Genomic DNA, 23,892 nt, shown 5'->3' on the forward strand with positions numbered 1-23,892 from the left:
GCACCATATCTAGCGTTTCTGGAAAATCCTTAGGCCCTCCTCTCGGGCAATCGCTCAAATGGCCTTATCGCCCCGTCCAATCCCAAAATAATCGAAGCCCAGGGCCTTCATCCGCGCCGGATCGTACAGGTTGCGCCCGTCGAAAATCGCCGGATGGGAAAGCATGGCCTTGATTTGATCGAAATCCGGGCTGCGGAACACGTTCCACTCCGTCACGATCAGCAGCGCGTCCGCGCCTTCCAACGCCGATTCCGGGCTGTCGCACAGCGTCAGGTCGGAACATTCCCCATAAATCCGCCCGGCCTCCTCCATCGCCACCGGATCGTAGGCCCGCACCTTGGCCCCTTGCGTCCACAGCGCTTCCATCAAGGTCCGGCTGGACGCCTCGCGCATGTCGTCGGTGTTGGGCTTGAAGGCCAACCCCCACAGCGCGAAGGTCTTGCCCGCCACCCCGCCCTTGAAATAAGCCATCAGCTTCTCGTACAGCCGCAGCTTCTGCCGGTCGTTCACCGCTTCCACGGCTTGCAGCAATTGGGCCGGATAATCCACGTCGCGGCCGGTGCGCTCCAAGGCTTTCACGTCCTTGGGGAAGCACGAGCCGCCGTAGCCGCAGCCGGGATAAATAAAGTGGTAGCCAATGCGCGGATCGGAGCCGATGCCGAGGCGCACCTTCTCGATGTCGGCACCCAGCCGCTCCGCCAAGTTCGCCAGCTCGTTCATGAAGCTGATCTTGGTGGCGAGCATGGCGTTGGCGGCGTACTTGGTCAGTTCGGCGGAGCGGATGTCCATGCACACCAGCCGGTCGTGGTTGCGGTTGAACGGCGCGTAGAGCGCCCGCAGCAATTCCGTGGTGCGGGGATTGTCGGTGCCCACCACGATGCGGTCGGGCTTCATGAAGTCCTCAATGGCCGCGCCCTCCTTGAGGAATTCGGGGTTGGACACCACGTCGAATTCCGCCGCCGACTGCCGCTCGGTCAGCACCGCCGCGATGGCGCCGCGCACCTTGTCGGCGGTGCCCACCGGGACCGTGGACTTGTTGACCACGATCCGGTAATCCGTCATCCGCTGGCCGATGCTGCGGGCCACGGCCAGCACATATTGCAGGTCGGCGGAACCGTCCTCGTCGGGCGGCGTGCCCACCGCCACGAACTGGAACAGGCCATGCTCCACCGCCACATCCACATCGGTGGTGAAGCGCAGCCGATTGGCCGCCATGTTGCGCTTGATGACCGCGTCTAGCCCTGGTTCGTGGATGGGCACCTCGCCCCGGTTGAGGCGGTCGATCTTGTGCTGGTCAATATCCACGCACACCACCTCGTTGCCCACCTCGGCGAGGCAGGCACCAGTGACCAGGCCCACATAGCCGGAACCGAATACCGATACTTTCATAAGGTTTCCTTGACAGGACTATTGTTGAAAATTTTGCTGAAATCGACCTTGATGCCGTCAGTTTCCAGCGTTCCGCCGTGGAATATCCGCTCACCCTCCGGGGTTGTCACGAATACGGTTCGGCCATAAGGTTCCACAGTCCAAACCGCCTTCACCCCGGCCTTAATCAAACCCGCCGCCTTTTCCAATAATTCCTGAATGGTCTGGATGGGGGATAGGATTTCAATCGCCAGCCTGGGAGGTTCCTGGAATTTAACGACATCCCTCAAAAAGTTTGGCTTGATTTGGCTTCTGGGGAAGATGGAAATATCCGGGGTTATACCTTTCTCAATATCCAAGGTGAGTTCCGGCATGCGTAGGATGGTTTCATCCGCCAGTAATTTCTGGAGTATTTCAATGCACAAATAGCTATGATTCAAGGACGGCATAACTTCGGATGTTTGCTGGGTGGGATATTCAAGTTCCGACATGGGTAATTCCCTCAGGCTTTTGCAAATCTCCCGTCAAGCGAGTAACCCGGCCATCAAATCCCGCTTAATATCCTCGATATTTTCGAGACCCACCGCGACGCGGATCAAGCCCTCGCGGATGCCCGCCGCCTCCCGCTCGGTCTCGGTCAACCGGCCATGGGTAGTGGTGGCCGGATGAGTGATGGTGGTCTTCACGTCGCCCAGGTTGGCGGTGATGGACAGCATCCGGGTCGAGTCGATGAGCCTCCACGCCGCTTCCCGCCCGCCTTCGACTTCAAAGCTGACGATGCCGCCGCCGCTCTTCTGTTGACTCATGGCGAGTTCATGCTGGGGATGGGACGCGAGGCCCGGATAATTCACCCGCTTCACCCAGCGTTGGGTTTCCAGCCATTGCGCCAGACCCAGCGCGTTCTCGCTGTGCGCCCGCATCCTTAGCCCTAAGGTTTCCAAGCCTTTCAGGAATATCCAGGCGTTGAAGGGACTCATGGACGGCCCGCCGGTGCGGAGGAAGGGATAAATCTGTTTTTCCAGCAATTCGTTGGCACCGACGATGGCCCCGCCGACGCAGCGGCCTTGGCCGTCCAGATATTTGGTCGCGGAATGGATCACCAAGTCCGCGCCCAAGGCCAGCGGCTTTTGCAAGGCGGGCGTGCAGAAGCAGTTGTCCACCACCAGCAGGGCGTTATGGCCGTGCGCCAAGGCGGCGAGGCCGGAAATGTTGGCGATTTCGGTCAGGGGATTCGAGGGCGTCTCGACGAACAGGAAGCGGGTCTCGGGCCGGATGGCGGTTTCCCAAGCGGCGTAGTCGGTCAGGTCCACGAAGGTGGTTTCAACGCCGAACTTGCCCAGGAAGTTCTGGAACAGCAGCACCGTATTACCGAACACGCCCCGCGAGCAGACCACATGGTCGCCGGCTTTCAGGAGACCGAAGGCCGTACTGGCGATGGCCGCCATGCCGGACGCCACCGCGATGCAGCGCTCGCCGCCTTCCAGGGCCGCGAGGCGCTCCTCGAACACCCGGACGGTGGGGTTGGTGAAGCGGGAATAGATGTTGCCCGGCACCTTCCCGGAGAACCGCGCGGCGGCCTCGGCGGCGCTGTTGAAGACGTAACTGGAGGTGGGGAAGATCGGGTCGGAATGCTCCTGCTCGGGGGTGCGGCGCTGTCCGGCGCGGATGGCTTGGGTTTCCAGGGCGTAGTCGGTCCAGTCGATGTCGGTCATATTAGGTTTGGCTTTGAGGTTAAACCAGTAATTCAGAGGCTCACATTCTCGGATGACTCTTCGTCAATTCCCCAATCAGGCGGCGGTATCGAGGACATAAAATCACCAACCTCTCTAACTTTACCGGCGAATTGAGGAGGAGGAACGCGACGCTTTTTACGGAAAGCCGCTTCTAGCTTATTAGAATCGGCAAAAATTTCGTCTAGTTCTTGTTCGCCGTAATCAAAAATCGGCTCGTGTTCGATTTTCAGCTTTTCAATAAAATCAAGCTTGGTATAACCCGCCAACTCCGCCGCTTTGCCAAGCGATAAACGATTTTTACGGTATAGCATTAGCGCCGACATATAGATAACGCTGCTGGTAAAGCGGCATTTTTTCCCCTCTACCTGTGGGAGAGGGCTGGGGTGAGGGTGGTCAAATGAAGCTTTCCTTCCACCGTCATCTATATAAAGCAAATCTTGGGTGAATTGCTCTTTCGTTTCTTTCAACGATAGCAATATGTTGGCTTTGACGGGAAAGGATATATTGATGGTTTCTTCAAGCATCTTGCACCTCCATGATTAGCTGGCCTTGCTGGTTTTAAAAATTCCAGCGTCAGAACCATTAAAGCCTGCATTAGGGTGAAGTGGTCGGAATTTGATTCTTTGCAAGATCAAGCAGTAAACGTAAAGCCCTATTCACCGACTCGGAATCCTTAAATACCCTAGCGATATCCTCATCCAAAAGCACTACGTTAGTGCCCTCCCGGTAAGCTTGAAAATGCTTTCCACGGATACCTTGAGAGAAATCGTATTCCGGCATCAAATCGTCTTCCGTTTCGTCGTTAATGACTTGACTCATAATTCCTTCTCTCTGCGCTACTTGCCTCGCGGGCACTGATAATACGAATTTTTCCCGAACGCTCGGTATATGAAACCACTAATAACCGTCCCAACGATGACATTCCCAAGCTTAAAAACCGTTGTTCCTCATCGGAATGTTTGGGGTCTGCGACGGTGCGTTCCAATGGATCTCCGAACACGGTCATGGCCTCACCGAAATCAACTCCATGCTTGCGTAGATTGGATTTTGCCTTTGCAGCGTCCCACTCGAAACGCATGATTTCAATCCATCGCCGAATTCATGGGCTACCCCGCATTATGCAACCCCATCGCCGAGTTATCCCCTCCGCGCTTGGATTTGGCCCCGTCGTTGCGGTGGCAGGATAGCCGGTCGAGATAAGCCTGATCCACGTCGCCGGTTACGTATTCGCCGTTGAAACAGGAGGTATCGAACTGGCGGATAGTGCGGTTGCCCCGCTGCACCGCCTCGATCAAATCCGACAAATCCTGATAAACCAGCCAATCGCAACCCAAGGCTTTCTGCACATCCAGATCGGTCCGGCCATGGGCGATCAACTCCTCGGCGGCGGGCATGTCGATGCCGTAGACGTTGGGATAGCGCACCGGCGGCGAGGCGGAGGCGAAATAAACCTTGTTGGCCCCGGAATCGCGGGCCATCTGGATGATCTGCTCGGAGGTGGTCCCGCGCACGATGGAATCATCCACCAGCAGCACGTTCTTGCCCTTGAACTCCAGGTCGATGGCGTTGAGCTTCTGGCGCACCGACTTCTTTCGTAACTGCTGGCCGGGCATGATGAAGGTGCGGCCAATGTAGCGGTTCTTGATGAAACCCTCGCTGTATTTCACCCCCAGCCGGTTCGCCAATTGCAAAGCCGAGGTGCGGCTGGTGTCGGGAATGGGGATGACCACGTCGATACCATGATCCGGGCGCAGCCGGAGAATCTTGTCCGCCAGCTTATCGCCCATTCGCAGCCGGGCCTTATATACGGAAATGTCGTCGATGATGGAGTCGGGCCGGGCGAAATAGACGTACTCGAAAATACAAGGTGAATGGACCGCTCCCTCGGCGCACTGGCGGGTGTGCAGGGTGCCTTTCTTCTCGATGATGATGGCCTCGCCGGGCTGCACGTCGCGGATCAAATCGAAGCCCAGCACATCCAAGGCCACGCTCTCCGAGGCGATCATGTAGTCCGTGCCGTTGGGCGTCTTGCGCTCGCCGAACACCAGCGGGCGGATGCCGTGCGGGTCGCGGAAGCCGATGATGCCGAAGCCCGTCACCATCGCCACCACCGCGTAGCCGCCCCGGCAGCGCCGATGCACGCCAGCCACGGCCTGGAACACGTCCTCCGGCCCGATGCGCAGCTTGCCGAGTTCCTGAAGCTCGTGGGCGAAGATGTTGAGCAGCACCTCCGAATCGGAATCGGTGTTGATGTGGCGCTGGTCCTCGACGAATAGCTCCTTCTTCAAGGTCTGGGCGTTGGTCAGGTTGCCGTTGTGGGCCAGAGTGATGCCGTAGGGGGAGTTGACGTAGAACGGCTGGGCCTCGGCGGTGCTGGTGCAGCCAGCGGTCGGGTAGCGGACGTGGGCGATGCCCATCCGCCCGCGCAGATTGACCATGTGGCGGGTGTGGAACACGTCCCGCACCAGCCCGCTATCCTTGCGCAAATGCATCCGGTCGCCCTCGCAGGTGACGATGCCGGCAGCGTCCTGCCCCCGGTGTTGAAGCACGGTCAGTGCCTCATAAAGCTCTTGGTTCACTTGCTCGCTGGAAACGATGCCGGCAATACCACACATGTCATTCACCTATCGTCGGGAGTCTATCGAAGACTTGAGGCGGCTGGCGTAATCCGTAGGGATTTGGCCGCGCAACCAAAGGGCCAGGGATTGGAAAGGGGGAATTAATTTGGACTCCCGCCACCAAGGATCGCTCGGCAGCGGGGTGGCGCCGGCCAATAAAACCAGCACCGACATGATCAACGCGCCACGGGCGATGCCGAATAGTAGTCCAGCGAGCCGGTCGGTGCCGGTGAGTCCGGTGGTTTCCACCAGCTTGCCCAGCAGGAAGGCCAGCATACCGGCCAAAATCAGGCTGGCGACGAACAAAATCGCGAAGGCCAGCAGCACCCGGGCCGACGGCAGCGGCACCAGGCTTTCCAAGTGGGCCGACAGCTCGTGGCTGTAATGCAAGCCAATCCACACCGCCGCACCCCAGGCGACCAGGGAAAACACCTCGCGAATCAGGCCACGGATCAGGCCGATCAGCCCCGACAGGCCGATGATTCCGATGATGCCGTAATCCGCCCAGGTCAGGGTCAGCGCTGGCATGTGGGCCGTCCTCCGTCAAACGATCCGACGATGGGCAAAAGATCACCAAGCCGCATGGAATCAGCGATGCGACTGGATGATCCCCCTGATGCCCACCGCGCTCTCGATCTGCTTTTGGATTTGTTCGGCCTGCGCCCGGCTGGCGCCCGCCCCGACCGCCACCCGGAACACCGGCCCGGATTGGCCCTGGGAAACCTGCATGTTGGCGGAGAGGCCGGCCTTGCGCAGCTTATCGACCAGGCTGCGGGCATTGGTTTCGGCGGTGAAGCTGCCCGCCTGCACCGACCAGGAAGCGGGCGGCGTCACTTCCGGCGGGGTGGCGGCGCGCTTGGGTTCCTGGGGCTTGACGGCAGGAGGCGGTGGATTGATGGCCGCCACCGGGGGCACGGGTTTGGGCGACACCACGGGTTTGACTGGGGCGACCTTCGCGGGGGGGGCGGTCTCGGTCGCTTTGGCGGACGGTGGAACCGGTGCGGGTTTCGGTGCCACCGGCTTGGCTTGCGCCACGACGGGTGGTTTGGCTTTGTTCACTTTCTTGGCGGGCGGCTCCGGCGCCTTGACCGGGGGGGCTTCCTCCGGCGCGAATTCCGGCTCTTCGCCGACCATCTCTGGCGATTCCTCCGGTTCGACCGCGTCCTGCACTGGCTTTTTGGCTGGCGCGGGCCGCGCCGTCTCGACGCCGGGCTTGGCCTTCCTGGGGGATGTCGATGCCCCCTTGGCGGTCAAGGCCGATTTGTGGGCGTCCTTGGCCACACCCTTGTTGACTCCGGGCTTGGCGGGCGGAGGCGGTTCCGCTTCGGCTTCGGCGGTGCCCTCTTCCTCAACAGGCACTTCGGCTTCTTCGGTCGGCGCGGTGGCCTGCCGGGCGGGCGGCGGTTCAACTTTGGCGGGCTTGGCGGGGGGGGCGTCCTCCAAGGGGATGACCCGGTAGCCGGTTTCCGCTTCCTTCTTGTTGTCCCTGCCGGGGGTGTTCTCTTCCGCCGCCGCATCCGCCGCCGACTTCGGCAGCTCGATGGCGTGTTGCTCGATGGCTTCCGGCAGCGCCGGGACTTCCTGCTTGACGCCGCCCGCCGGACCTTCCGATTTGTCCTCAAACAGCATCGGCACGAAAATCACGCTCAGGGTGACGATGATCGTCGCCCCCATCAGACGTCGCTTTAATTGCTCATCCATCTCAACAAAACCTCGGGTCAGGCGGCATGAGCCAAGTATTCTGAAACCAGGAAAAACGATCCGAAAACCAGGATCAAGTCGTTCTCTTGTGTATGGCGGCGGGCGCTTGCGAAAGCCGCTGGGACGTCGGGAAAACCATGTTCAACCGACGTTATTCCCCGCTGGGCCAATATCTCCCGCAATTGTTCGGCGGGCGCGGCCCTGGTCATTTGCAACGGTGCCAGATACCAAGCGTCCACCAGGTCGTGGATGTTATCAAGAATGCCCGCAATATCCTTGTCCCGCATCACGGCGAACACCGCATGTATGCGCCGCCCGGCGAACTGGCGGCGGAGGTGCCCGGCGAGGACGCCCACCGCCTGGGGATTGTGCGCCACGTCCAGCAACACGGGTGCCTCGCTCGGCTGGCCCTGAAAGAACTGGAACCGGCCTGCCAAATTGACGGCGCCTAGGCCGACACGGATGGCCGCTTCGGACACGGGCCGTTGATCATGGATGAGGCTCAGAACGGCCAATACCGCCGAGGCGTTCATCAACTGGTGTTCGCCGGGAATGGCGGGAAATGGTAACCCTTCGAACCGGGCGTCGGGGTTGTACCAGGTCCAGCCTTCCGCCGTGGCGGCATAGCCAAAATCGGAACCGGAACGCAGCAAGGGGATGTTTTGCTCAGCGGCGAAACGAATGACCGAATCCGGCGGGCTGGGATCGCCAATCACGGCAGGACGACCGGGCCGGAAAATCCCGGCCTTCTCCAAACCGATGGCGTCGCGGGTGTCGCCGAGCCACTCCCGATGGTCGATGTCGATGCTGGCGACCAGGGCCGCATCGGCGTCGATGATGTTGACGGCATCCAGCCGCCCGCCCAGGCCGACTTCCAACACCTGCATGTCCAAGTTTTCACGGGAAAAAATATCGAGCGCCGCGAGCGTGCCAAACTCGAAGAAACTTAGGGAAATGTCGCCACGGGCCGCGTCGACCCGTTCAAACGCCTCGCAGAGGCGGGCATCCTCGACCGGCTGGCCGTCGATACGAATGCGCTCGTTGTAGCGGAGCAGATGTGGGGAGGTGTAGGTGCCCACCCGATAACCCGCGCCGCGCAGAATCGCATCCAGCATCGCTACGGAGGAACCCTTGCCATTGGTGCCGCCCACCGTGATGGTGAACGGGTGCCGCCCACCAGACTCCATCCGTTCGAATACCTGGGAAACGCGGGCCAATCCCAAGTCGATGGCCTGCGAATGCAGGGTTTCCTGCCAGGCCAGCCAGTCGGCCAGCGTCGCGAAGCGCATGAATCAGTCGCCGCCCTGTAGGTCGTCGGCCACGGCGGGGTCGTAAGGCAGGGCGTCGAGCTTGTCGGAACGCGGCTCGTCAGTCGGAACCGTTTTCGATGAGGGCACAGCCGGAACAGCCTGATTAGGCATCAACAGGCCAAGCAACGCGGCAATCTTGGCGCGCATTTCCCGGCGGTCCACGATCATGTCGATGGCGCCGTGTTCCAGCAGGAATTCGCTGCGCTGGAAGCCTTCCGGCAGCTTCTCCCGCACCGTCTGCTCGATGACGCGCGGCCCGGCGAAGCCAATCAGGGCACCCGGCTCGCCGATATTGATGTCGCCCAGCATGGCGAGACTGGCGGAGACGCCGCCCATGGTCGGGTCGGTCATCACGGAGACAAAGGGAATTTTAGCGGCGGACAAACGGGCCAAGGCCGCGCTGGTCTTCGCCATTTGAAACAGGGACAGCAGGGATTCTTGCATCCGCGCCCCGCCGCTGGCGCTGAATGTGATCAGCGGAACGGAATGCTTCAAGCAGTGATTGACCGCCCGCACGAAGCGCTCCCCAACCACCGAACCCATGGACCCGGCCATGAATTCGAAGTTGAACGCCGTCGCCACCACGGGCCGACCCTCCAAATGTCCCGCCACCACGATCAGCGCGTCTTTCTCGCCGGTGGATTTCTGCGCTTGCGAGAGGCGATCCTTGTATTTCTTGCTGTCCTTGAACTTGAGCGGATCGAGGGGCGACAGGTTCTCGCCGATTTCGGTGCGGTTGCTCGCGTCCAGGAAGGTATGCAAGCGCTTACGGGCGCTGATCCGCATGTGATGACTGCACTTGGGGCAGACTTCCAGATTCCGTTCCACTTCCGAGCGGTACAGGATGGCGTTGCAGCTCGGGCATTTGCTCCACAACCCTTCCGGCACGGTGCTTTTGGTGGAAGCTTCGGTGCGGATTTTTGAAGGTACCAGCTTGTGAAACCAGCTCAAGGTCGTTTCTCTCATAGGAATTAAGACGCGGCGTCCAGGGCGGCACGCATGGATTGCAGGAGGCTGACGATTTCGGCGAGGGCGAACTCGGGATTATCCGGGTTGGCTTCGATTCTGCCGACCAGGGCGCTGCCCACCACCACGGCCTCGGCGAACTGGCCGATGGCGGCGGCGAGTTCGGCGTTCTTCACCCCGAAGCCCACGCCCACCGGAAGCCCTGTGAGTTGGCGGATTTCCGAAAGCTTCCGTTCCACATCGGCCAAATCCAAATGGGAGGCGCCGGTCACGCCCTTCAGGGAGACGTAATAGAGATAGCCCCGACCCAACTCGCCCATCTTGCGGATGCGCGCTTCGGTGCTGTTGGGGGCCAGCAGATAAATCGGGTCAACCCCGGCCTCAGCCAGAAAGCCTAAGAATTCGGAGCCTTCCTCCGGCGGCAGGTCCACCGTCAGCACGCCATCCACTTCGGCGGCTTTGGCTTTTTCCGCGAAAGCTTGATAGCCCAGGGCTTCGATGGGATTGAGATAGCCCATCAGCACCACCGGCGTGTCTTGATCGTCAGCGCGGAATTGCGCCACCAAATCCAGCACCTTGCGGAGGCTCATCTTGTGGGCCAGGGCGCGTTCGCTGGCTTTCTGAATCACCGGGCCGTCGGCCATCGGGTCGGAAAACGGCACGCCCAGTTCGATGATGTCGGCGCCCGCCTTCACCATGGCGTGCATGGCCGGGACGGTGAAGTCCGGGGTCGGGTCGCCCGCCGTCAGGAAAGGAATCAGCGCCGTGCGGTTGGCTTCTTTCAGCGCGGCAAATTTAGCGGTCAGGCGGCTCACAGGCTGATTCCCTCGCGGTTGGCTATGGTGTTGATGTCTTTGTCGCCGCGACCGGAGAGGTTGACCAGGATTTGCTGATCCTTGCCCAGGGTGGGCGCGAGCTTCATGGCGTAGGCCACGGCATGGCTGGATTCCAGGGCGGGAATGATGCCTTCTAGGCGGGTCAGGGCATGGAAGCCTTCCAGCGCTTCGGTATCGGTGATGCTGACGTAGTGGGCGCGGCCCGAGTCCTTGAGCCAGGCGTGTTCCGGGCCGACACCGGGATAATCTAACCCGGCGGAAATCGAATGGGTCTCGATGATCTCGCCGTCGTCGTCTTCCATGAGATAGGTGCGGTTGCCATGCAGCACGCCGGGACGGCCCGCGCTGAGCGGGGCGGAATGGCGTCCGGTTTCGATGCCGTCGCCCGCCGCTTCCACGCCGTACATCAGCACGTCGCGCTCGTCGATATAGGGATAGAACAAGCCGATGGCGTTGGAACCGCCGCCCACGCAGGCGATGAGCGCATCGGGCTGGCGTCCGGTCAGTTCGACCATCTGCCCTTTGGCCTCGCGGCCAATGATGGACTGGAAGTCGCGGACCATGGCCGGATAGGGATGCGGGCCAGCGACGGTGCCGATGATGTAGAAGGTGTTATCGACGTTCGTCACCCAATCGCGCAGGGCTTCGTTGAGCGCGTCCTTGAGGGTCTTGGAACCGGATTCCACCGGCATCACGGTCGCGCCCAACAGCTTCATGCGCAGCACGTTCGGCGCCTGCCGCGCCACGTCCACCGAACCCATGTAGACCACGCATTCCAGCCCCAGCCGCGCCGCCACGGTGGCGGTCGCCACGCCGTGCTGGCCCGCGCCGGTCTCGGCGATGATACGGGTCTTGCCCATGCGCTTCGCCAACAAGGCTTGGCCGACGGTGTTGTTCACCTTGTGGGCGCCGGTGTGGTTGAGGTCTTCGCGCTTGAGGAAGATTTGCGCCCCGCCCAGCTGGCGGCTCAGCCGCTCGGCGTGATAGATGGGCGAAGGCCGACCCACATAGTGCTTGAGGTCGTAGTCGAGTTCGGCCAGGAACTCCGGGTCTTTCATATAGCGCTGATAGGCCTGGTTGAGTTCGTCGATGGGGTACATCAACGTCTCGGCCACGAAAGTGCCGCCGTAAGGACCGAAATGGCCGCGCTCGTCGGGAAGGTTATAGGGTTCGCTCGACATGGTGTTGGTAGTCAAATCGTTGTACTTCTGTGAGGAATGCCGCCATTTTGTCGGCATCCTTGATGCCTTTCGCCGCTTCCACGCCGCTCGACACATCAAGCGCGTAGGGCCGCACCGTCCGTAACGCCTCGGCCACGTTGCCGGGTTCCAAGCCCCCCGCCAGAATCAGCGCGTCGGCGTGTTCCGGGGGAATCAGGTTCCAGTCAAACCGGCTGCCGGTGCCGCCCATGGCGTCGGGGTGCCACGCATCCAGCAGGAAACCCGAAGCCTTCCCGTGTGCCGCCATCGTCGCCGCCAAATCGACGCCGGGTTTCATCGGCAATGCCTTTATATAAGGCTTGGCGAACGCTGTGCAGTAAGCCGGGTCTTCATCGCCGTGGAATTGGAGCAGGTCGATTCGCACCTGATCCAACACGCCTAGCACAGTCTCGGGGTCTTCATCCACGAACAGCCCGACCACGGTCACGAAAGGCGGCAACGCGGTCACAATGGCCCGGGCTATCTCGACCGACACATGCCGGGGACTGGGCGGATAAAACACCAGTCCGATAGCGTCGGCGCCCATTCGGACAGCGGCCACGGCGTCGGCAGGGCGCGTGAAGCCGCAGATTTTAACCCGAGTTCTGCGAATCAAGTATGGGATTTTCACTCGGCTTCCTGGGGCGTGTAACGGCTGGCGTTCGGCGGGAGATGCTGAAAAACGGGATGGCGGGCGATGCCGAAGGTTTCGGGGTAATAAATGCCCGCCAAGTATAACCCGTCGGAAGGCGCTGTGACGCCGCCGAGCTTGCGGTCCCGCGCCCGCAGCAACTCGCCCGCCCATTCCGGCGGGCGCTTACCCGTGCCGATCTCCATCAGCACCCCGGCGATGTTGCGCACCATGTGATGCAGGAAGGCGTTGGCGCACAGGTCGATGACCACCCGGTCCTCCTCCCGCCGCACATGGATGAAGTGCATGAAACGGTTGGGGCTTTTGGACTGGCACGCCTGGGCGCGGAACGAGGAGAAATCATGTTCGCCGATGAGATGATCCGCCGCCGCCTGCATGGCGTCGGCGTCCAGCGGAGCGTAATGCCATGTCACCTGCCGCCGTCGCAGGGCGGAGCGCATGGGGCGGTTGAGGATGACGTAGCGATAGAAGCGGGCGATGGCGCTGTAGCGGGCGTGGAAGTCTTCGGCCACTTCGCGCGCCCACAGCACGCGCACGTCCTCGGGCAAGGCGGTGTTGGTGCCCATCAGCCAGGAACCGGGCTTGCGGATAACCTCCGTGTCGAAATGGACGACCTGCTCCAAGGCATGAACCCCGGCGTCGGTGCGGCCCGCGCAGACCACCCGCACCGGCTCGTTGGCGACGAAGCCCAGCGCCTCTTCCAGCACTGTCTGGATGGTCCGCTTGCCCGGCTGCCATTGCCAACCGGCGAAGGCCGAGCCGTCGTATTCGATGCCTAGTGCGATGCGCATGGGTGGGGTGGGTTCGCGGGGAATTAGTAGGAATTACGGGGGCGGACACGGTAGTCAATCCGGGGGCGTTCGGCAAGGGATTTTGGTATTTTTCATGGCGGTGTGGCAACGTCAAAACGACAACTTAACCCTCGTCCCGGCTGAGTCACGTATATTCAAAAATCCCCAAAAACCGGGATCCAACCAACCAATCCCCAAACCGAATATCCTTATGTCCCACTACCGCACCGAACCTTTACGCATCCCCGGCCCACCTCCCGGCATTCCTTATATTGTCGGCAACGAAGCCGCCGAACGCTTCAGCTATTACGGAATGCGGGCGGTGCTGGTGGTATTCATGACTCAATACCTGATGAGTGCCGATGGCCGACCGGACCCGATGAGCGAGGAGGAAGCCAAGGGCTGGTTCCATCTATTCGTATCGGCCACCTATTTCACGCCGCTCTTGGGCGCCTTGTTGGCGGATGGCTGGCTCGGCAAGTACCGCACCATCATCGTCCTATCGCTGATTTATTGCCTCGGGCATTTGGCGCTGGCCTTGGACGACACCCGCGCCGGGCTGCTGCTCGGCCAGGGTCTCATCGCGCTGGGGGCCGGGGGCATCAAGCCCTGCGTCTCGGCCCATGTGGGCGACCAGTTCGCCGACACCAACCAGCACCTGTTGAGCCGCATCTATAGCTGGTTCTATTTCGCCATCAACTTCGGGGCGTTCACTTCCATGCTGCTGACGCCCTGGCTGATGGCGAATCACGGCGCGTCGGTGGCGTTCGCGGTGCCGGGCCTGTTGATGCTGGCGGCGACGGCGATTTTCTGGGCGGGACGCCATCGCTTCACCCACATCCCGGCGGGCGGCATGGCCTTCGTGCGGGCCAGTCTGAGCGGGGACGGCTGGCGTAGCCTGAGCGGGCTGGCGGTGATCTTCGGGTTCATGACGGTGTTCTGGGCGCTGTTCGATCAAACCGGCTCGTCTTGGGTGTTGCAGGCGCAGAAGATGGACCAGACGGTGTTCGGCATCCCGGTGCTGCCCTCGCAAATCCAGGCCGCGAATCCATTGCTCATCATGCTGCTGACCCCGCTGTTTTATTACGGCGTCTATCCGCGCCTTGAGCGGCGGGTCCGGCTCACCCCATTGCGCAAGATCGGCTTCGGAATGTGCTTGGCCGGATTGTCATTCGTGCTGGCGGCGTGGATTCAGCAAGCCATCGACGCCGGGGGTCAACCGCCCATCGGCTGGCAATTGCTGGCCTATCTGGTGCTGACCTCCGCCGAAGTCATGGTGTCCATCACTGGCTTGGAATTCGCCTACACCCAAGCGCCGAAGGTGATGAAGTCCTTTGTGATGGCGCTCTTCATGGCCTCCGTCGCGGCGGGAAATCTGTTCACCGGGGCGGTCAACTTCTTCATTCAAAACCCGGACGGCGGTTCCAAACTGGCCGGAGCGGCCTATTTCTGGTTCTTCGCCGGGCTGATGCTGGCGACCGCCGCGCTGTTCGCCGTGGTCAGTCAGTTTTACCCAGAGCGTGATTCGGGCGCGGCCTGAAAAGTCAACCTGATTAGCAAGAATCTTCAGCCGTCACGCCGGCAGGACTGAAGACTCTTGCTAATCAGGAAAGCCAGCGCCAGCGCGAACCATCCTCCCCTGCACATTCAACCCTCATCACACACGGCGGGCTTGAACAGCGCCTCCGCTCCTTGGCGAGCCACACTTAAGTATGGGATATGCCGAATTTCCCCCGACGATACTATCGACCCCAAACCTATATAGTCGACTCAATACTTTTAAGCTATCGACACAATACAAATATGACGAGCTATTAAATCCGCTATTCCCCCCGTCCCTCTTGACTGAATTTACTACAGACGTTACTTTCCATGTTTGCCTGTGCTTGTCGAAAATAACATTGAGTCACCGTTCCGCCTCCACTTACAAAACCCCCATCAGCTGTGAAAGCTGTAATCTGAGCAAAATCTGTATTCCCAGGGGACTATCGCCTCATGAAATCACGGTGCTTAGCCGAGGCGTACGCCGCAACCGTACCCTGAAGAAAGGCGAGGTTCTGTACTATCCCGGCGAGAGCTTCCATGGAATCATCGCCCTCAAATCCGGCACCGTAAAACTCATCAGCCCCGACCGCCAGGGGAATGAATATATTGTGGATTTCCTCCTGCCGGGGGAATTGCTTGGATTCGACGGCCTCGCCACCCAACGCCATAGCTGCTCCGCCATCGCCCTGGAAACCGTGAGCTATTGCGAGTTGCCGGTCTACCAGATCGAAATGATTTCCCGCGAAGTGCCCAGCCTAATGCAAGTGCTGCTGCAACACTCCGGGAGTCAGTTCACCCTAAATATTCAACGGCTTATCCTGAGCCGCCGACCAGCGGACGAGCGCTTGGCGGCGTTCTTGGTGCATCTTTCCGAGCGCCATCGGCGACGCGGGTTCTCCCCGGTGGAGTTCCGGGTGAGCATGACCCGACAGGAAATCGGCAATTATCTAGGATTGGCGCTGGAAACAGTCAGCCGCCTGCTGGGCCAGTTTGAGTCCGCCGGACTCATCGAAGTCCAGAGCAAATTGATTCGTATCCGAAACCTTGATGGCTTGATGCAATACTCCCCGAACTAAGCCATTTCCAATATTCCTCATTCCCCTTAAGCGGCAAAATTTGATCCACGCTAAAATTTTCGCACCCCCGCCTTGATAGCAGTCAGACACCCCCCGGACCTGGGTTATTAATATACGCCCCGTCGTCGGCTTTAATCCCCGGCGGACCGTTGCGGCAAACACCAATTAACGCAACAACCGAGTCAGGAATTTCCTGACAGGGACGTTATCAATTCCGCTGTAAAACAACCCTAATACCTGGGAGATAATACGTTATGGCCACCACTAGCCATTCTGCTACCGGAGCGCAGGACGCCCCGATCCTCGACAAGCGCAGCGTGGGTTTTGCGTTCACTATTTACCTCGTCTTCTATGCCTGGGTTCGCTGGTATGAAGGCGTCTATGGCTGGGCCGCTGGCCTGGACTCCTTCGCGCCGGAGTTCGAAACCTACTGGATGAACATGCTCTATTACGAGATCGTGGCCGAAGTCATCGTGGCCAGCTTCCTGTGGGGCTATATCTGGAAGACCCGCGACCGCAATCTGGCCGCCATCACCCCGCGCGAGGAACTGCGCCGCAACATGACCCATGTCGTGTGGGTATTCGCCTACGCCAATGCCATCTACTGGGGCGCCTCCTACTTCACCGAGCAGGATGCCACTTGGCACCAGACCATCGTGCGCGACACCGACTTCACGCCGTCGCACATCATCGAGTTCTACCTGACCTATCCGATCTACATCATCACCGGCTTCGGCGCGTTCCTGTACGCCAAGACCCGCCTGCCGTTCTTCGCGGAAGGCCTGTCCCTGCCGTACTTGGTGTCCGTTGTGGGTCCGTTCATGATTCTGCCGAACGTCGGCCTGAACGAGTGGGGCCACACCTTCTGGTTCATGGAGGAGCTGTTCGTGGCTCCCCTGCACTACGGCTTCGTGATCTTCGGCTGGTTCGCGCTGGGTATCTTCGGCACCCTGACCCAGATTTTTATGAGCTTCTCCAAGCTCATCGACAAGGAAATCTGTGAGTCCATTGAAAACGGTTCGCTCAAGCTTGGCTAAGTCCTGAGTACGGAGAGATCCTCCTCTTCCGCTCGTTTACCTCAGCAGGCGATTCTTGCTGACTTTCAAGGCCGTCCGGCAAACGTCGGACGGCTTTTTTTTGTGCGCATACTTGATATTCGGAGATAACTTCCATGGATAGGGAATATTGCTCCTTTCCGGCGAAAGGAAATTTCGGTGAGAGCGACCCATCTAAGAGGCACCGCTCAAAGGGGAAAGGGATAACATCCTTTGAAGGCGCGTTATTCATCCATTACCCGGCGAGCGTTTTCAACATGAGTGTGCGGCAGCGAAAAAGGCCGACTCGGTTTTGAAAGCCGAGTCGGCCTACGTGAATGCCAACCCAAAATGAAAATGCTCTAAAACCATCGGAACGCTTATTTAAAGCCAAGCGCTAATCGCACAGCCCCGCCCGCCGCCAGTAAACGCAGCCGTTCCCCCACAGACCCGGCGCGAAATCGACTTATCCCACTGTTTAGCTTAAAATTTCCGCCCTTTTCTGTAACGCCGCCATCTTCGGGGGCGCACCGGACTACGGTTTCCACCGACGCGCCGGTCCTTCTTCCACACGACTCAAATCCAACACCCATGACCGATTCCCCCACGCTGACCCTTGGCCTTCCCGGTTTCACCTATGCCGACCTGTACGACCCCGCCCGCTTACGCGATTTGACGGAGGCTTTCGACGCCGAGGTGAAGGCCGCCAAGCCGGACTTGTTCGCAGAGTTCGCCCAATACCGCGAATGCCAGGGCGTTGGCCTGAAACCCGAGCAAATCTCCGATTTGCTGGTGCGCCTAGCGCCCGAGCTGGGTGGCTTCGTGGCGAAGCTGTTCGGCGTGGAAGGCGACCGGGCGGCACAAATCGCGGCGATTCGGGCGGATTTCGACAGCGTGTTCGCTTATAAAAATGAAGTCGTCGGCGGGGTTGCCAAGCTCTTCAAAGGCGTCGATCCAGCCTCCTGGGACATATCGGAGCTATCCGGCCTATTCCAAATCCTATTGGAAGTCGCCGTCGACGAAGACGCCCTAAAAGCCGACCGAGAAGGGACCATCGCCGGTTTAGCCGTCGCGTTGAAGCAGGCCAGCGAAGGCCAAAACATCGGCCTCGCCGCCACATTGCGCGGCCGCCTGATGGCCCACACCACCGCCCCGGCGCGATTCGACAGCCTGTTGAGTGGCGATGACGCCGCCCTCGCGACCGGCCTCTATGACCTGGTTTGCCGCTGGACGCTCGCCGCGCTCAAACTGCCGGAAGTCCAGGCGGAAGTCGCTGGCTGGCTGAGCTTCAAGAATCCCGGTAAAACCGACTTCCAGCATTTGGTGCATCACGACCACCGCGACGTGGGCGGCTACGGTGTGTGGACCGGCCCGGAGGAACACCACCGCCGCCGCGACGGCTTCGGCCTCACCGACAAGCGCTTCGGCCAGCGCCGCACCCTGTATGAGGTGGACCACTGCATCTACTGCCATGACCGCGACACCGATTCTTGTTCCAAAGGGATGCGCAACAAGAAGGACGGCACCTACAAGACCAACCCGCTGGGTGTCACCATCACCGGCTGCTCGCTCGAAGAGAAAATCTCCGAGATGCACTTCGTCAAGCGGCAGGGCGACAACATCGGCTCGCTGGCCCTCGTCACCATCGACAACCCGCTCTGCCCCGGCACCGGCCACCGCATCTGCAACGACTGCATGAAGGGCTGCATCTACCAGAAGACCGAGCCGGTCAACATCCCGCAGATCGAGACCAACGTCCTCACCGACGTGTTGTTCATGCCGTGGGGCTTCGAGATTTACTCGCTGCTGACCCGTTGGAATCCGCTCAACCCCAAGCGTCCTTACGCCCAGCCCTACAACGGCAAGAACGTCCTGGTCGCGGGCATGGGACCGGCGGGCTATACGCTCTCGCACTACCTGTTGAACGAGGGCTTCGGCGTGGTGGGCATCGACGGCCTCAAGATCGAGCCGCTGCCGAAAGAGCTGACCGGCGACGCCACCACCCCGCCGCAGCCTATCCGCGATTTCCGCGACCTGTACGAAGACCTGGATAAGCGCCACATGCTGGGTTTCGGCGGCGTGGCCGAGTACGGCATCACCGTCCGCTGGGACAAGAACTTCCTCAAGGTCATTTATTTGAATTTGCTGCGCCGCCACAACTTCCGCATCTATGGCGGCGTGCGGTTCGGCGGGACGCTGACCATCAACGAAGCCTGGGACTTGGGCTTCGACCACATCGCCATCGCCTCCGGCGCGGGCAAGCCCACGGTCATCGACCTCAAGAACAACCTGACACGGGGCATCCGCAAGGCGTCGGATTTCCTGATGGCCCTGCAATTGACCGGCGCGGCCAAGGAATCGTCCCTCGCCAACCTGCAAGTGCGGCTTCCGGCGGGCGTCATCGGCGGCGGCTTGACCGCCATCGACACCTGCACCGAAACCCTGGCCTATTACCCGGTGCAGGTGGAAAAGGTGCTGCACCGCTTCGAGAAGCTCAGCGCCATCCACGGCGAGGAAGCCGTCCGCGCCCGCTACGATGCGGAAGAGACCATCATCCTCAACGAATTCCTGGCGCATGGCCGCGTCATCCAAGCCGAACGGCAACGGGCCGAAGCCGCCGGGGAAGTGCCGAACTTCCTGCCGTTCCTGGAAAGCTGGGGCGGCGTGACCCTGTTCTATCGCAAGGGCATCGAGGATTCCCCGGCCTACCGCCAGAACGCCGAGGAAATCAAGGAAGCCTTGGACGAAGGCATCCGCCTCGCGCCCGGCATGAGTCCCTTGGAAGCCTTGAACGACGAGTTCGGGCACCTCAAGGCGGTGAAGTTCGAGAAGCTGGAATTGCAGGACGGCAAGTGGCGCAAGGCCGACGAGTTGGAGGTGCCGCTCAAGAGCCTGTTCATCGCCGCCGGAACTTCGCCCAACACCATCTACGAGTCCGAACACCCGGACAGCTTCGAGATGGACAAGAAGTTCTACCAGCGCTACGAGCCGAACTGGAAAACCTTGGGCGACAGCGGCACCGATTTCGAATGGGAGCCGATGCACGACGCCACCGGCCCGAAAATCGGCAAGCCCGCGCCGTTCACCTCCTACCGCCGCCAGGGCCGGTTCATCACCTTCTATGGCGACAACCATCCGGTCTACGCGGGCAACGTGGTGAAGGCCATGGCCAGCGCCAAGGACGGGTATCCCTACATCACCAAGCTGTATGAAAAGGAGCTGGCGGCACTGGATGCCAGCCGTCAGGCCGAGCGCGACCGCGCCCTGAAAGATTTCCAGCACACCCTGGACGACAGGCTGCTGGCCCGGATCGTCGAGATCAACCGGATCACGCCCACGATTATCGAAGTCATCGTCCGCGCCCCGCTGGCCGCCAAGCATTTCAGCCCCGGCCAGTTCTACCGGGTGCAGAACTTCGAGGCGCTGGCCCCGGTGGTGGAAGGCACGACCCTGTTGGCCGAGGGCTTGGCCCTGACCGGCGCGTGGGTGGACAAGGAGCAAGGGCTGGTGTCCCTCATCGCCCTGGAAATGGGTTCCTCGTCCCGCTTGCTGGCTCAATGGAAGCCGGGCGATCCGGTCGTCGTGATGGGCGTGACCGGCGCCCCGACCGAAATCCACGCGGGCAAGACCGTGGCGCTGCTGGGCGGCGGCTTGGGCAACGCGGTGCTGTTCTCCATCGGCAAGGCGCTGCGGGCGGCGGGCAGTCAGGTGATTTACTTCGCGGGCTACCGCAAGCGCGAGGACGTGTTCAAGGTGCGCGACCTGGAAGCGGCCTCGGATGTGCTGGTCTGGTCGGTGGACGCCCTGCCCGGCGCGGAAGCCATCACCCCGCTGCGCCCGCAGGATAAGACCTTCGTCGGCAACATCGTCCAGGCCATGATCGCCTACGCAGAAGGCGAACTTGGCACCACGCCGATTCATCTGGACGATGTGGATCACATGATCGTCATCGGCTCCGACCGGATGATGTCCGCTGTGAAAGCCGCCCGTTACGGCGTGTTGAAGCCCTACATCAAGCCCCACCACGAGGCCATCGGCTCCATCAACTCGCCCATGCAGTGCATGATGAAGGGCGTCTGCGCCCAGTGCTTGTGCAAGCATGTGGACCCGGAGAGCGGCAAGGAGTATTTCGTGTATTCCTGCTATAACCAGGATCAGGAGCTTGACCGGGTGGACTTCCCGCACCTGAATGCGCGGCTGCGGCAGAATTCGGTGCAGGAGAAGTTGTCGGGGATGTGGTTGGAGTATTTGCTGAATAAGCGATAAGCCGCCGCGTTACCGGGGGATGATTAAGCCCGCGATGATTACGCCGAGATGGTGGTCATCGCGGGCTTTTGTTTGCCCGACAAAATGAATATTTCCGGCCACCGCGCCACAAGCAAGCTATGTAGCCCAGATGAAGCACAGCAGATTCCGTAAAACTCCATTCGGGCCGCGTTTGCTTAAACTCTTAGGTTGGCATTATTGCATATCTTATGAAGCACATAAGATCAGTTATAATGCATTCATTTAACGAGCAACGCATCAAAACCATAAAGCCACGAGGAACACAAAATGGACAAGACAACTAAGATCATCGAAGAAATCAAGCTTCTAATTGCAACATTTGGCGAAATCTTGGAGCCAATTTTCTCCTTAGCATCTAGCTCCAATGAAGGACTGTCGAATGAATACATAGAAAGCGTCTTGAATCTTTTTTTTAAGGCTTTTACAGCAAGAATGTTAGCTGGGAATGAAGATATAGAATATGTATGTGCTATATACAATCTTATATTTAATGAAGAAAAAACTCCCGATGAAATGGAGCAAGAAATTAGTGCCGGATATTTTGATGAAGTAATTGAATCCCTCACAAAGGATGGTGTTCTTATCTTTTTTATAGCAGCAAAAAAAACCATATCCGATGAGGCTACTTGCAGCAAATATTGCAATGGATTGTGCGAGCTTCTTAGAAGAATTGCACAATACACATTTGCGCTAGTTGGCGTAGACTCGAAAGATTTTATGAGCAATCAAAACAATCTTAGTTTCCTCTCCTACGCAGTATTTATGGGAGATCAACTTATATTCCTTGCCAACGACGATGACCAAGACGAAGTTGATTCATACGATCATAAGCCTGATAACTCGTTAGGCATAAAATCTTTTGATAATGAACAATTAGATGCGGATGACCTCGTTAATGCTCAGGGGGAATTAAACAATTTAATTGGACTTGCTAACATAAAAGAGGAAGTCCGTTCGCTTGCAAACTACTTACGCATTTCCCAACTTAGAGCGGGTCATGCTCTACCAATAAAAAGCTTATCTTTACACATGGTTTTTTCTGGAAATCCAGGAACAGGCAAAACCACAGTCGCCCGATTATTAGCAAGAATTCTCAAATCTCTAGGTATACTGACAAAAGGGCACCTTATTGAAACGGATAGGGCAGGATTGGTAGCAGCCTATCAGGGACAAACCGCTCAAAAAGTTGCGAATGTGGTGAAATCCGCACTTGGTGGAATTCTTTTCATTGATGAAGCATATTCCTTAACAGAATCGGATCTGACAGGAGACTATGGAAGGGAGGCGGTTGATGCTCTCTTAAAACTAATGGAGGATCACAGAGACGAATTTATCGTTATCGTAGCAGGATACCCTGAAAAGATGGCTAGGTTCATCCAATCAAATCCGGGGCTTCGGTCTAGATTCAACCGTGTTTTAAATTTTGAAGATTACGCCCCAAACGAACTCTACAAAATCTTTCAAGCGCTATGCCATGATGCAGGCTATAAACTTACAAATACCGCAACCAGTAAGATCAGAAAAGTTGTAACTGATGCTTATAAGTCAAAAGACCCATACTTCGGCAACGCCAGAGAGATAAGGAATATATTTGAAAGAACACTAATTAATCACGCTAATAGATTAGCGCAAAATGGAGAATTCGATGCGGAAGAATTGCAGACACTAAAACAGGAAGATATTCAGCTAGCATAGCCCGTATGGAACGCAGCGGAGTCCGGGATGCTAACACTACAGATTACCTGGATTCCGCCAACCTCCATCCGGGCTATATTCGCTCTACCCAAAAGATATTCTCGATTCTAACCTTCCCCGGCAGCCGATAAACATCAAAGTCAGAATCAATACTTATAATCTTCCTGATTCCAGTACGTTCCGCCACAATCACTAACGTTGCATCCGCAAAGTCCATTGGCTGGTCGGAATATTTCCTAGTAAGCTCAATGATTCTATAAATATCTGGAATACCAACCTCTTCGAGTTGAACGCCATTATTTAGAATCCATTGAAAGAAATCGATTTGAGCATCCACGGAAAAATCCAACAAATGCGTAACTTCGGTCACAACCGCCGTCGTGGTAACGAATCGAAACTTCTTTTTCCTGATGAATTCAATTATCCTGTAGTGATAATTATCATCTTTGTCAAACAACGCGGTCAATGACCCGGTATCAACGAGAATCGCGTTTAGCACGGATTTTATCCTTCACTCGCTCTTTGTACCCACCACTAACTCCACCTGACCCGTGTCGCCCAAAAAGGGTTTTTCCTATTTCGTAGGAATCCCTTTCTTCTTGCTCAGACTTGAGAAGTAGCTCCAAAGCCTCCTTGATGATTCCCATCTTCGGCTCGTGTCTCGATAGGGAGAGAATTTGAAGTTTCTCTTCAATATCTATTGGCAGATGAACGGTGGACATAGATACCTCAAATAAATTGCGCCTTTCATGCGTCACAACCAACCACAGATCACAAACCCCCTCCTAACCCGATCTGAGTCTACAAAACAAACACATACGACATCTTCGCATAGACACAACCTTCCCAACGATCACCACACCCTCCCCACCCCAGAAAAGCCCTGCCAAATCTCCCTCCGCTCCGCTAAAATTCCATCCCGTAAACAGGCTCTTTCCCGAGCCGCAATAAGGAAAACCCATCGGGCGGGAACTTCAGCCACAGCGCGCCGCGCCTCATCCTGTCGCCCCGCCCCTCCTGAACTACAGGCGCTTATACGTGGAGGAACACGACCATGAATGACTTCAGTTTCCAAGACATC

General features: G+C 58.6%; 22 protein-coding genes. 5 read left to right on the forward strand and 17 right to left on the reverse strand.

Going from position 1 to position 23,892, the window contains the following annotated elements:
* Positions 1-54: 54 nt before the first annotated feature.
* The 15 genes from ACXWUF_RS03530 to truA form a co-directional block, all read right to left on the reverse strand.
* Complete coding sequence (locus tag ACXWUF_RS03530) at positions 55-1,389, reverse strand: UDP-glucose dehydrogenase family protein (RefSeq protein ID WP_458493276.1); 1,335 nt, start codon at positions 1,387-1,389, stop codon at positions 55-57.
* A complete protein-coding gene (locus tag ACXWUF_RS03535; RefSeq protein ID WP_458493277.1) occupies positions 1,386-1,859 on the reverse strand; it encodes a Uma2 family endonuclease in 474 nt (157 codons plus the stop codon). The genes ACXWUF_RS03530 and ACXWUF_RS03535 overlap by 4 nt, the downstream gene beginning before the upstream one ends.
* Positions 1,860-1,892: 33 nt before the next feature.
* A complete protein-coding gene (locus ACXWUF_RS03540; RefSeq protein WP_458493278.1) occupies positions 1,893-3,080 on the reverse strand; it encodes an O-succinylhomoserine sulfhydrylase in 1,188 nt (395 codons plus the stop codon).
* 32 nt (positions 3,081-3,112) lie between these two features.
* Positions 3,113-3,625, reverse strand: coding sequence for a UPF0175 family protein (locus tag ACXWUF_RS03545; protein WP_458493279.1), 513 nt, complete (start codon positions 3,623-3,625; stop codon positions 3,113-3,115).
* Positions 3,626-3,695: 70 nt separating this feature from the next.
* The gene (locus ACXWUF_RS03550; protein WP_458493280.1) at positions 3,696-3,920 is read right to left on the reverse strand and encodes a hypothetical protein; all 225 of its coding nucleotides are present in this window, start codon (positions 3,918-3,920) and stop codon (positions 3,696-3,698) included.
* Positions 3,904-4,179: a BrnT family toxin gene (locus ACXWUF_RS03555; RefSeq protein ID WP_458493281.1), complete on the reverse strand. Its 276-nt coding sequence runs from the start codon at positions 4,177-4,179 to the stop codon at positions 3,904-3,906. The genes ACXWUF_RS03550 and ACXWUF_RS03555 overlap by 17 nt, the downstream gene beginning before the upstream one ends.
* Positions 4,180-4,207: 28 nt before the next feature.
* Positions 4,208-5,716, reverse strand: a complete 1,509-nt coding sequence (gene purF / locus ACXWUF_RS03560; protein WP_458493282.1) for an amidophosphoribosyltransferase — start codon at positions 5,714-5,716, stop codon at positions 4,208-4,210.
* 9 nt (positions 5,717-5,725) lie between these two features.
* Positions 5,726-6,247 carry a CvpA family protein gene (locus ACXWUF_RS03565; protein ID WP_458493283.1) on the reverse strand — a complete coding sequence of 174 codons (522 nt, stop codon included), beginning with the start codon at positions 6,245-6,247 and terminating at the stop codon, positions 5,726-5,728.
* A 60-nt stretch (positions 6,248-6,307) separates the two neighbouring features.
* Positions 6,308-7,420 carry an SPOR domain-containing protein gene (locus tag ACXWUF_RS03570; RefSeq protein WP_458493284.1) on the reverse strand — a complete coding sequence of 371 codons (1,113 nt, stop codon included), beginning with the start codon at positions 7,418-7,420 and terminating at the stop codon, positions 6,308-6,310.
* Between the two features lie 17 nt (positions 7,421-7,437).
* Positions 7,438-8,709, reverse strand: coding sequence for a bifunctional tetrahydrofolate synthase/dihydrofolate synthase (folC, locus tag ACXWUF_RS03575; protein ID WP_458493285.1), 1,272 nt, complete (start codon positions 8,707-8,709; stop codon positions 7,438-7,440).
* Positions 8,710-8,712: 3 nt separating this feature from the next.
* Positions 8,713-9,696 carry an acetyl-CoA carboxylase, carboxyltransferase subunit beta gene (gene accD, locus ACXWUF_RS03580; protein WP_458493286.1) on the reverse strand — a complete coding sequence of 328 codons (984 nt, stop codon included), beginning with the start codon at positions 9,694-9,696 and terminating at the stop codon, positions 8,713-8,715.
* Positions 9,697-9,701: 5 nt separating this feature from the next.
* Entirely contained in the window at positions 9,702-10,511 is an 810-nt protein-coding gene (gene trpA / locus ACXWUF_RS03585) for a tryptophan synthase subunit alpha (protein ID WP_458493287.1), read from the reverse strand.
* Positions 10,508-11,713, reverse strand: a complete 1,206-nt coding sequence (trpB, locus tag ACXWUF_RS03590; RefSeq protein ID WP_458493297.1) for a tryptophan synthase subunit beta — start codon at positions 11,711-11,713, stop codon at positions 10,508-10,510. Before trpB ends, trpA begins: the two co-directional genes overlap by 4 nt.
* The gene (locus ACXWUF_RS03595) at positions 11,694-12,362 is read right to left on the reverse strand and encodes a phosphoribosylanthranilate isomerase (RefSeq protein ID WP_458493288.1); all 669 of its coding nucleotides are present in this window, start codon (positions 12,360-12,362) and stop codon (positions 11,694-11,696) included. The genes trpB and ACXWUF_RS03595 overlap by 20 nt, the downstream gene beginning before the upstream one ends.
* A complete protein-coding gene (truA, locus tag ACXWUF_RS03600) occupies positions 12,359-13,174 on the reverse strand; it encodes a tRNA pseudouridine(38-40) synthase TruA (RefSeq protein ID WP_458493289.1) in 816 nt (271 codons plus the stop codon). Before truA ends, ACXWUF_RS03595 begins: the two co-directional genes overlap by 4 nt.
* 211 nt (positions 13,175-13,385) lie before the next feature.
* On the opposite strand from truA, the gene ACXWUF_RS03605 reads away from it, so the two are divergent.
* The 5 genes from ACXWUF_RS03605 to ACXWUF_RS03625 all read left to right on the forward strand — a co-directional run bounded on the left by ACXWUF_RS03605 (position 13,386) and on the right by ACXWUF_RS03625 (position 22,811).
* On the forward strand, positions 13,386-14,714 hold the full coding sequence (locus ACXWUF_RS03605) for a POT family MFS transporter (protein WP_458493290.1): 1,329 nt from the start codon (positions 13,386-13,388) through the stop codon (positions 14,712-14,714).
* A gap of 466 nt (positions 14,715-15,180) precedes the next feature.
* Positions 15,181-15,795, forward strand: coding sequence for a helix-turn-helix domain-containing protein (locus ACXWUF_RS03610; RefSeq protein ID WP_458493291.1), 615 nt, complete (start codon positions 15,181-15,183; stop codon positions 15,793-15,795).
* A gap of 254 nt (positions 15,796-16,049) precedes the next feature.
* A complete protein-coding gene (gene amoC / locus ACXWUF_RS03615; protein ID WP_458493292.1) occupies positions 16,050-16,832 on the forward strand; it encodes a bacterial ammonia monooxygenase, subunit AmoC in 783 nt (260 codons plus the stop codon).
* Positions 16,833-17,420: 588 nt separating this feature from the next.
* Positions 17,421-21,095, forward strand: a complete 3,675-nt coding sequence (locus ACXWUF_RS03620) for a pyridine nucleotide-disulfide oxidoreductase (RefSeq protein WP_458493293.1) — start codon at positions 17,421-17,423, stop codon at positions 21,093-21,095.
* Between the two features lie 288 nt (positions 21,096-21,383).
* Complete coding sequence (locus ACXWUF_RS03625; protein WP_458493294.1) at positions 21,384-22,811, forward strand: AAA family ATPase; 1,428 nt, start codon at positions 21,384-21,386, stop codon at positions 22,809-22,811.
* A 73-nt stretch (positions 22,812-22,884) separates the two neighbouring features.
* Here ACXWUF_RS03625 and ACXWUF_RS03630 read toward each other — a convergent pair whose 3' ends face one another.
* Both ACXWUF_RS03630 and ACXWUF_RS03635 read right to left on the reverse strand, forming a co-directional pair.
* The gene (locus tag ACXWUF_RS03630; protein ID WP_458493295.1) at positions 22,885-23,310 is read right to left on the reverse strand and encodes a type II toxin-antitoxin system VapC family toxin; all 426 of its coding nucleotides are present in this window, start codon (positions 23,308-23,310) and stop codon (positions 22,885-22,887) included.
* Positions 23,288-23,533, reverse strand: a complete 246-nt coding sequence (locus ACXWUF_RS03635; protein WP_458493296.1) for a hypothetical protein — start codon at positions 23,531-23,533, stop codon at positions 23,288-23,290. The genes ACXWUF_RS03630 and ACXWUF_RS03635 overlap by 23 nt, the downstream gene beginning before the upstream one ends.
* Between the last annotated feature and the right edge of the window lie 359 nt (positions 23,534-23,892).

The sequence above is a fragment of the Methylomagnum sp. genome (assembly GCF_054333355.1).

What these genes read in the sequence shown, in the direction of transcription:
- ACXWUF_RS03530 (WP_458493276.1), bottom strand. Translation starts at nt 1,389, where the DNA reads ATGAAAGTATCGGTATTCGGTTCCGGCTATGTGGGCCTGGTCACTGGT.
- ACXWUF_RS03535 (WP_458493277.1), bottom strand. Translation starts at nt 1,859, where the DNA reads ATGTCGGAACTTGAATATCCCACCCAGCAAACATCCGAAGTTATGCCG.
- ACXWUF_RS03540 (WP_458493278.1), bottom strand. Translation starts at nt 3,080, where the DNA reads ATGACCGACATCGACTGGACCGACTACGCCCTGGAAACCCAAGCCATC.
- ACXWUF_RS03545 (WP_458493279.1), bottom strand. Translation starts at nt 3,625, where the DNA reads ATGCTTGAAGAAACCATCAATATATCCTTTCCCGTCAAAGCCAACATA.
- ACXWUF_RS03550 (WP_458493280.1), bottom strand. Translation starts at nt 3,920, where the DNA reads ATGAGTCAAGTCATTAACGACGAAACGGAAGACGATTTGATGCCGGAA.
- ACXWUF_RS03555 (WP_458493281.1), bottom strand. Translation starts at nt 4,179, where the DNA reads ATGCGTTTCGAGTGGGACGCTGCAAAGGCAAAATCCAATCTACGCAAG.
- purF (WP_458493282.1), bottom strand. Translation starts at nt 5,716, where the DNA reads ATGTGTGGTATTGCCGGCATCGTTTCCAGCGAGCAAGTGAACCAAGAG.
- ACXWUF_RS03565 (WP_458493283.1), bottom strand. Translation starts at nt 6,247, where the DNA reads ATGCCAGCGCTGACCCTGACCTGGGCGGATTACGGCATCATCGGAATC.
- ACXWUF_RS03570 (WP_458493284.1), bottom strand. Translation starts at nt 7,420, where the DNA reads ATGGATGAGCAATTAAAGCGACGTCTGATGGGGGCGACGATCATCGTC.
- folC (WP_458493285.1), bottom strand. Translation starts at nt 8,709, where the DNA reads ATGCGCTTCGCGACGCTGGCCGACTGGCTGGCCTGGCAGGAAACCCTG.
- accD (WP_458493286.1), bottom strand. Translation starts at nt 9,696, where the DNA reads ATGAGAGAAACGACCTTGAGCTGGTTTCACAAGCTGGTACCTTCAAAA.
- trpB (WP_458493297.1), bottom strand. Translation starts at nt 11,713, where the DNA reads ATGTCGAGCGAACCCTATAACCTTCCCGACGAGCGCGGCCATTTCGGT.
- truA (WP_458493289.1), bottom strand. Translation starts at nt 13,174, where the DNA reads ATGCGCATCGCACTAGGCATCGAATACGACGGCTCGGCCTTCGCCGGT.
- ACXWUF_RS03605 (WP_458493290.1), top strand. Translation starts at nt 13,386, where the DNA reads ATGTCCCACTACCGCACCGAACCTTTACGCATCCCCGGCCCACCTCCC.
- amoC (WP_458493292.1), top strand. Translation starts at nt 16,050, where the DNA reads ATGGCCACCACTAGCCATTCTGCTACCGGAGCGCAGGACGCCCCGATC.
- ACXWUF_RS03620 (WP_458493293.1), top strand. Translation starts at nt 17,421, where the DNA reads ATGACCGATTCCCCCACGCTGACCCTTGGCCTTCCCGGTTTCACCTAT.
- ACXWUF_RS03625 (WP_458493294.1), top strand. Translation starts at nt 21,384, where the DNA reads ATGGACAAGACAACTAAGATCATCGAAGAAATCAAGCTTCTAATTGCA.
- ACXWUF_RS03635 (WP_458493296.1), bottom strand. Translation starts at nt 23,533, where the DNA reads ATGTCCACCGTTCATCTGCCAATAGATATTGAAGAGAAACTTCAAATT.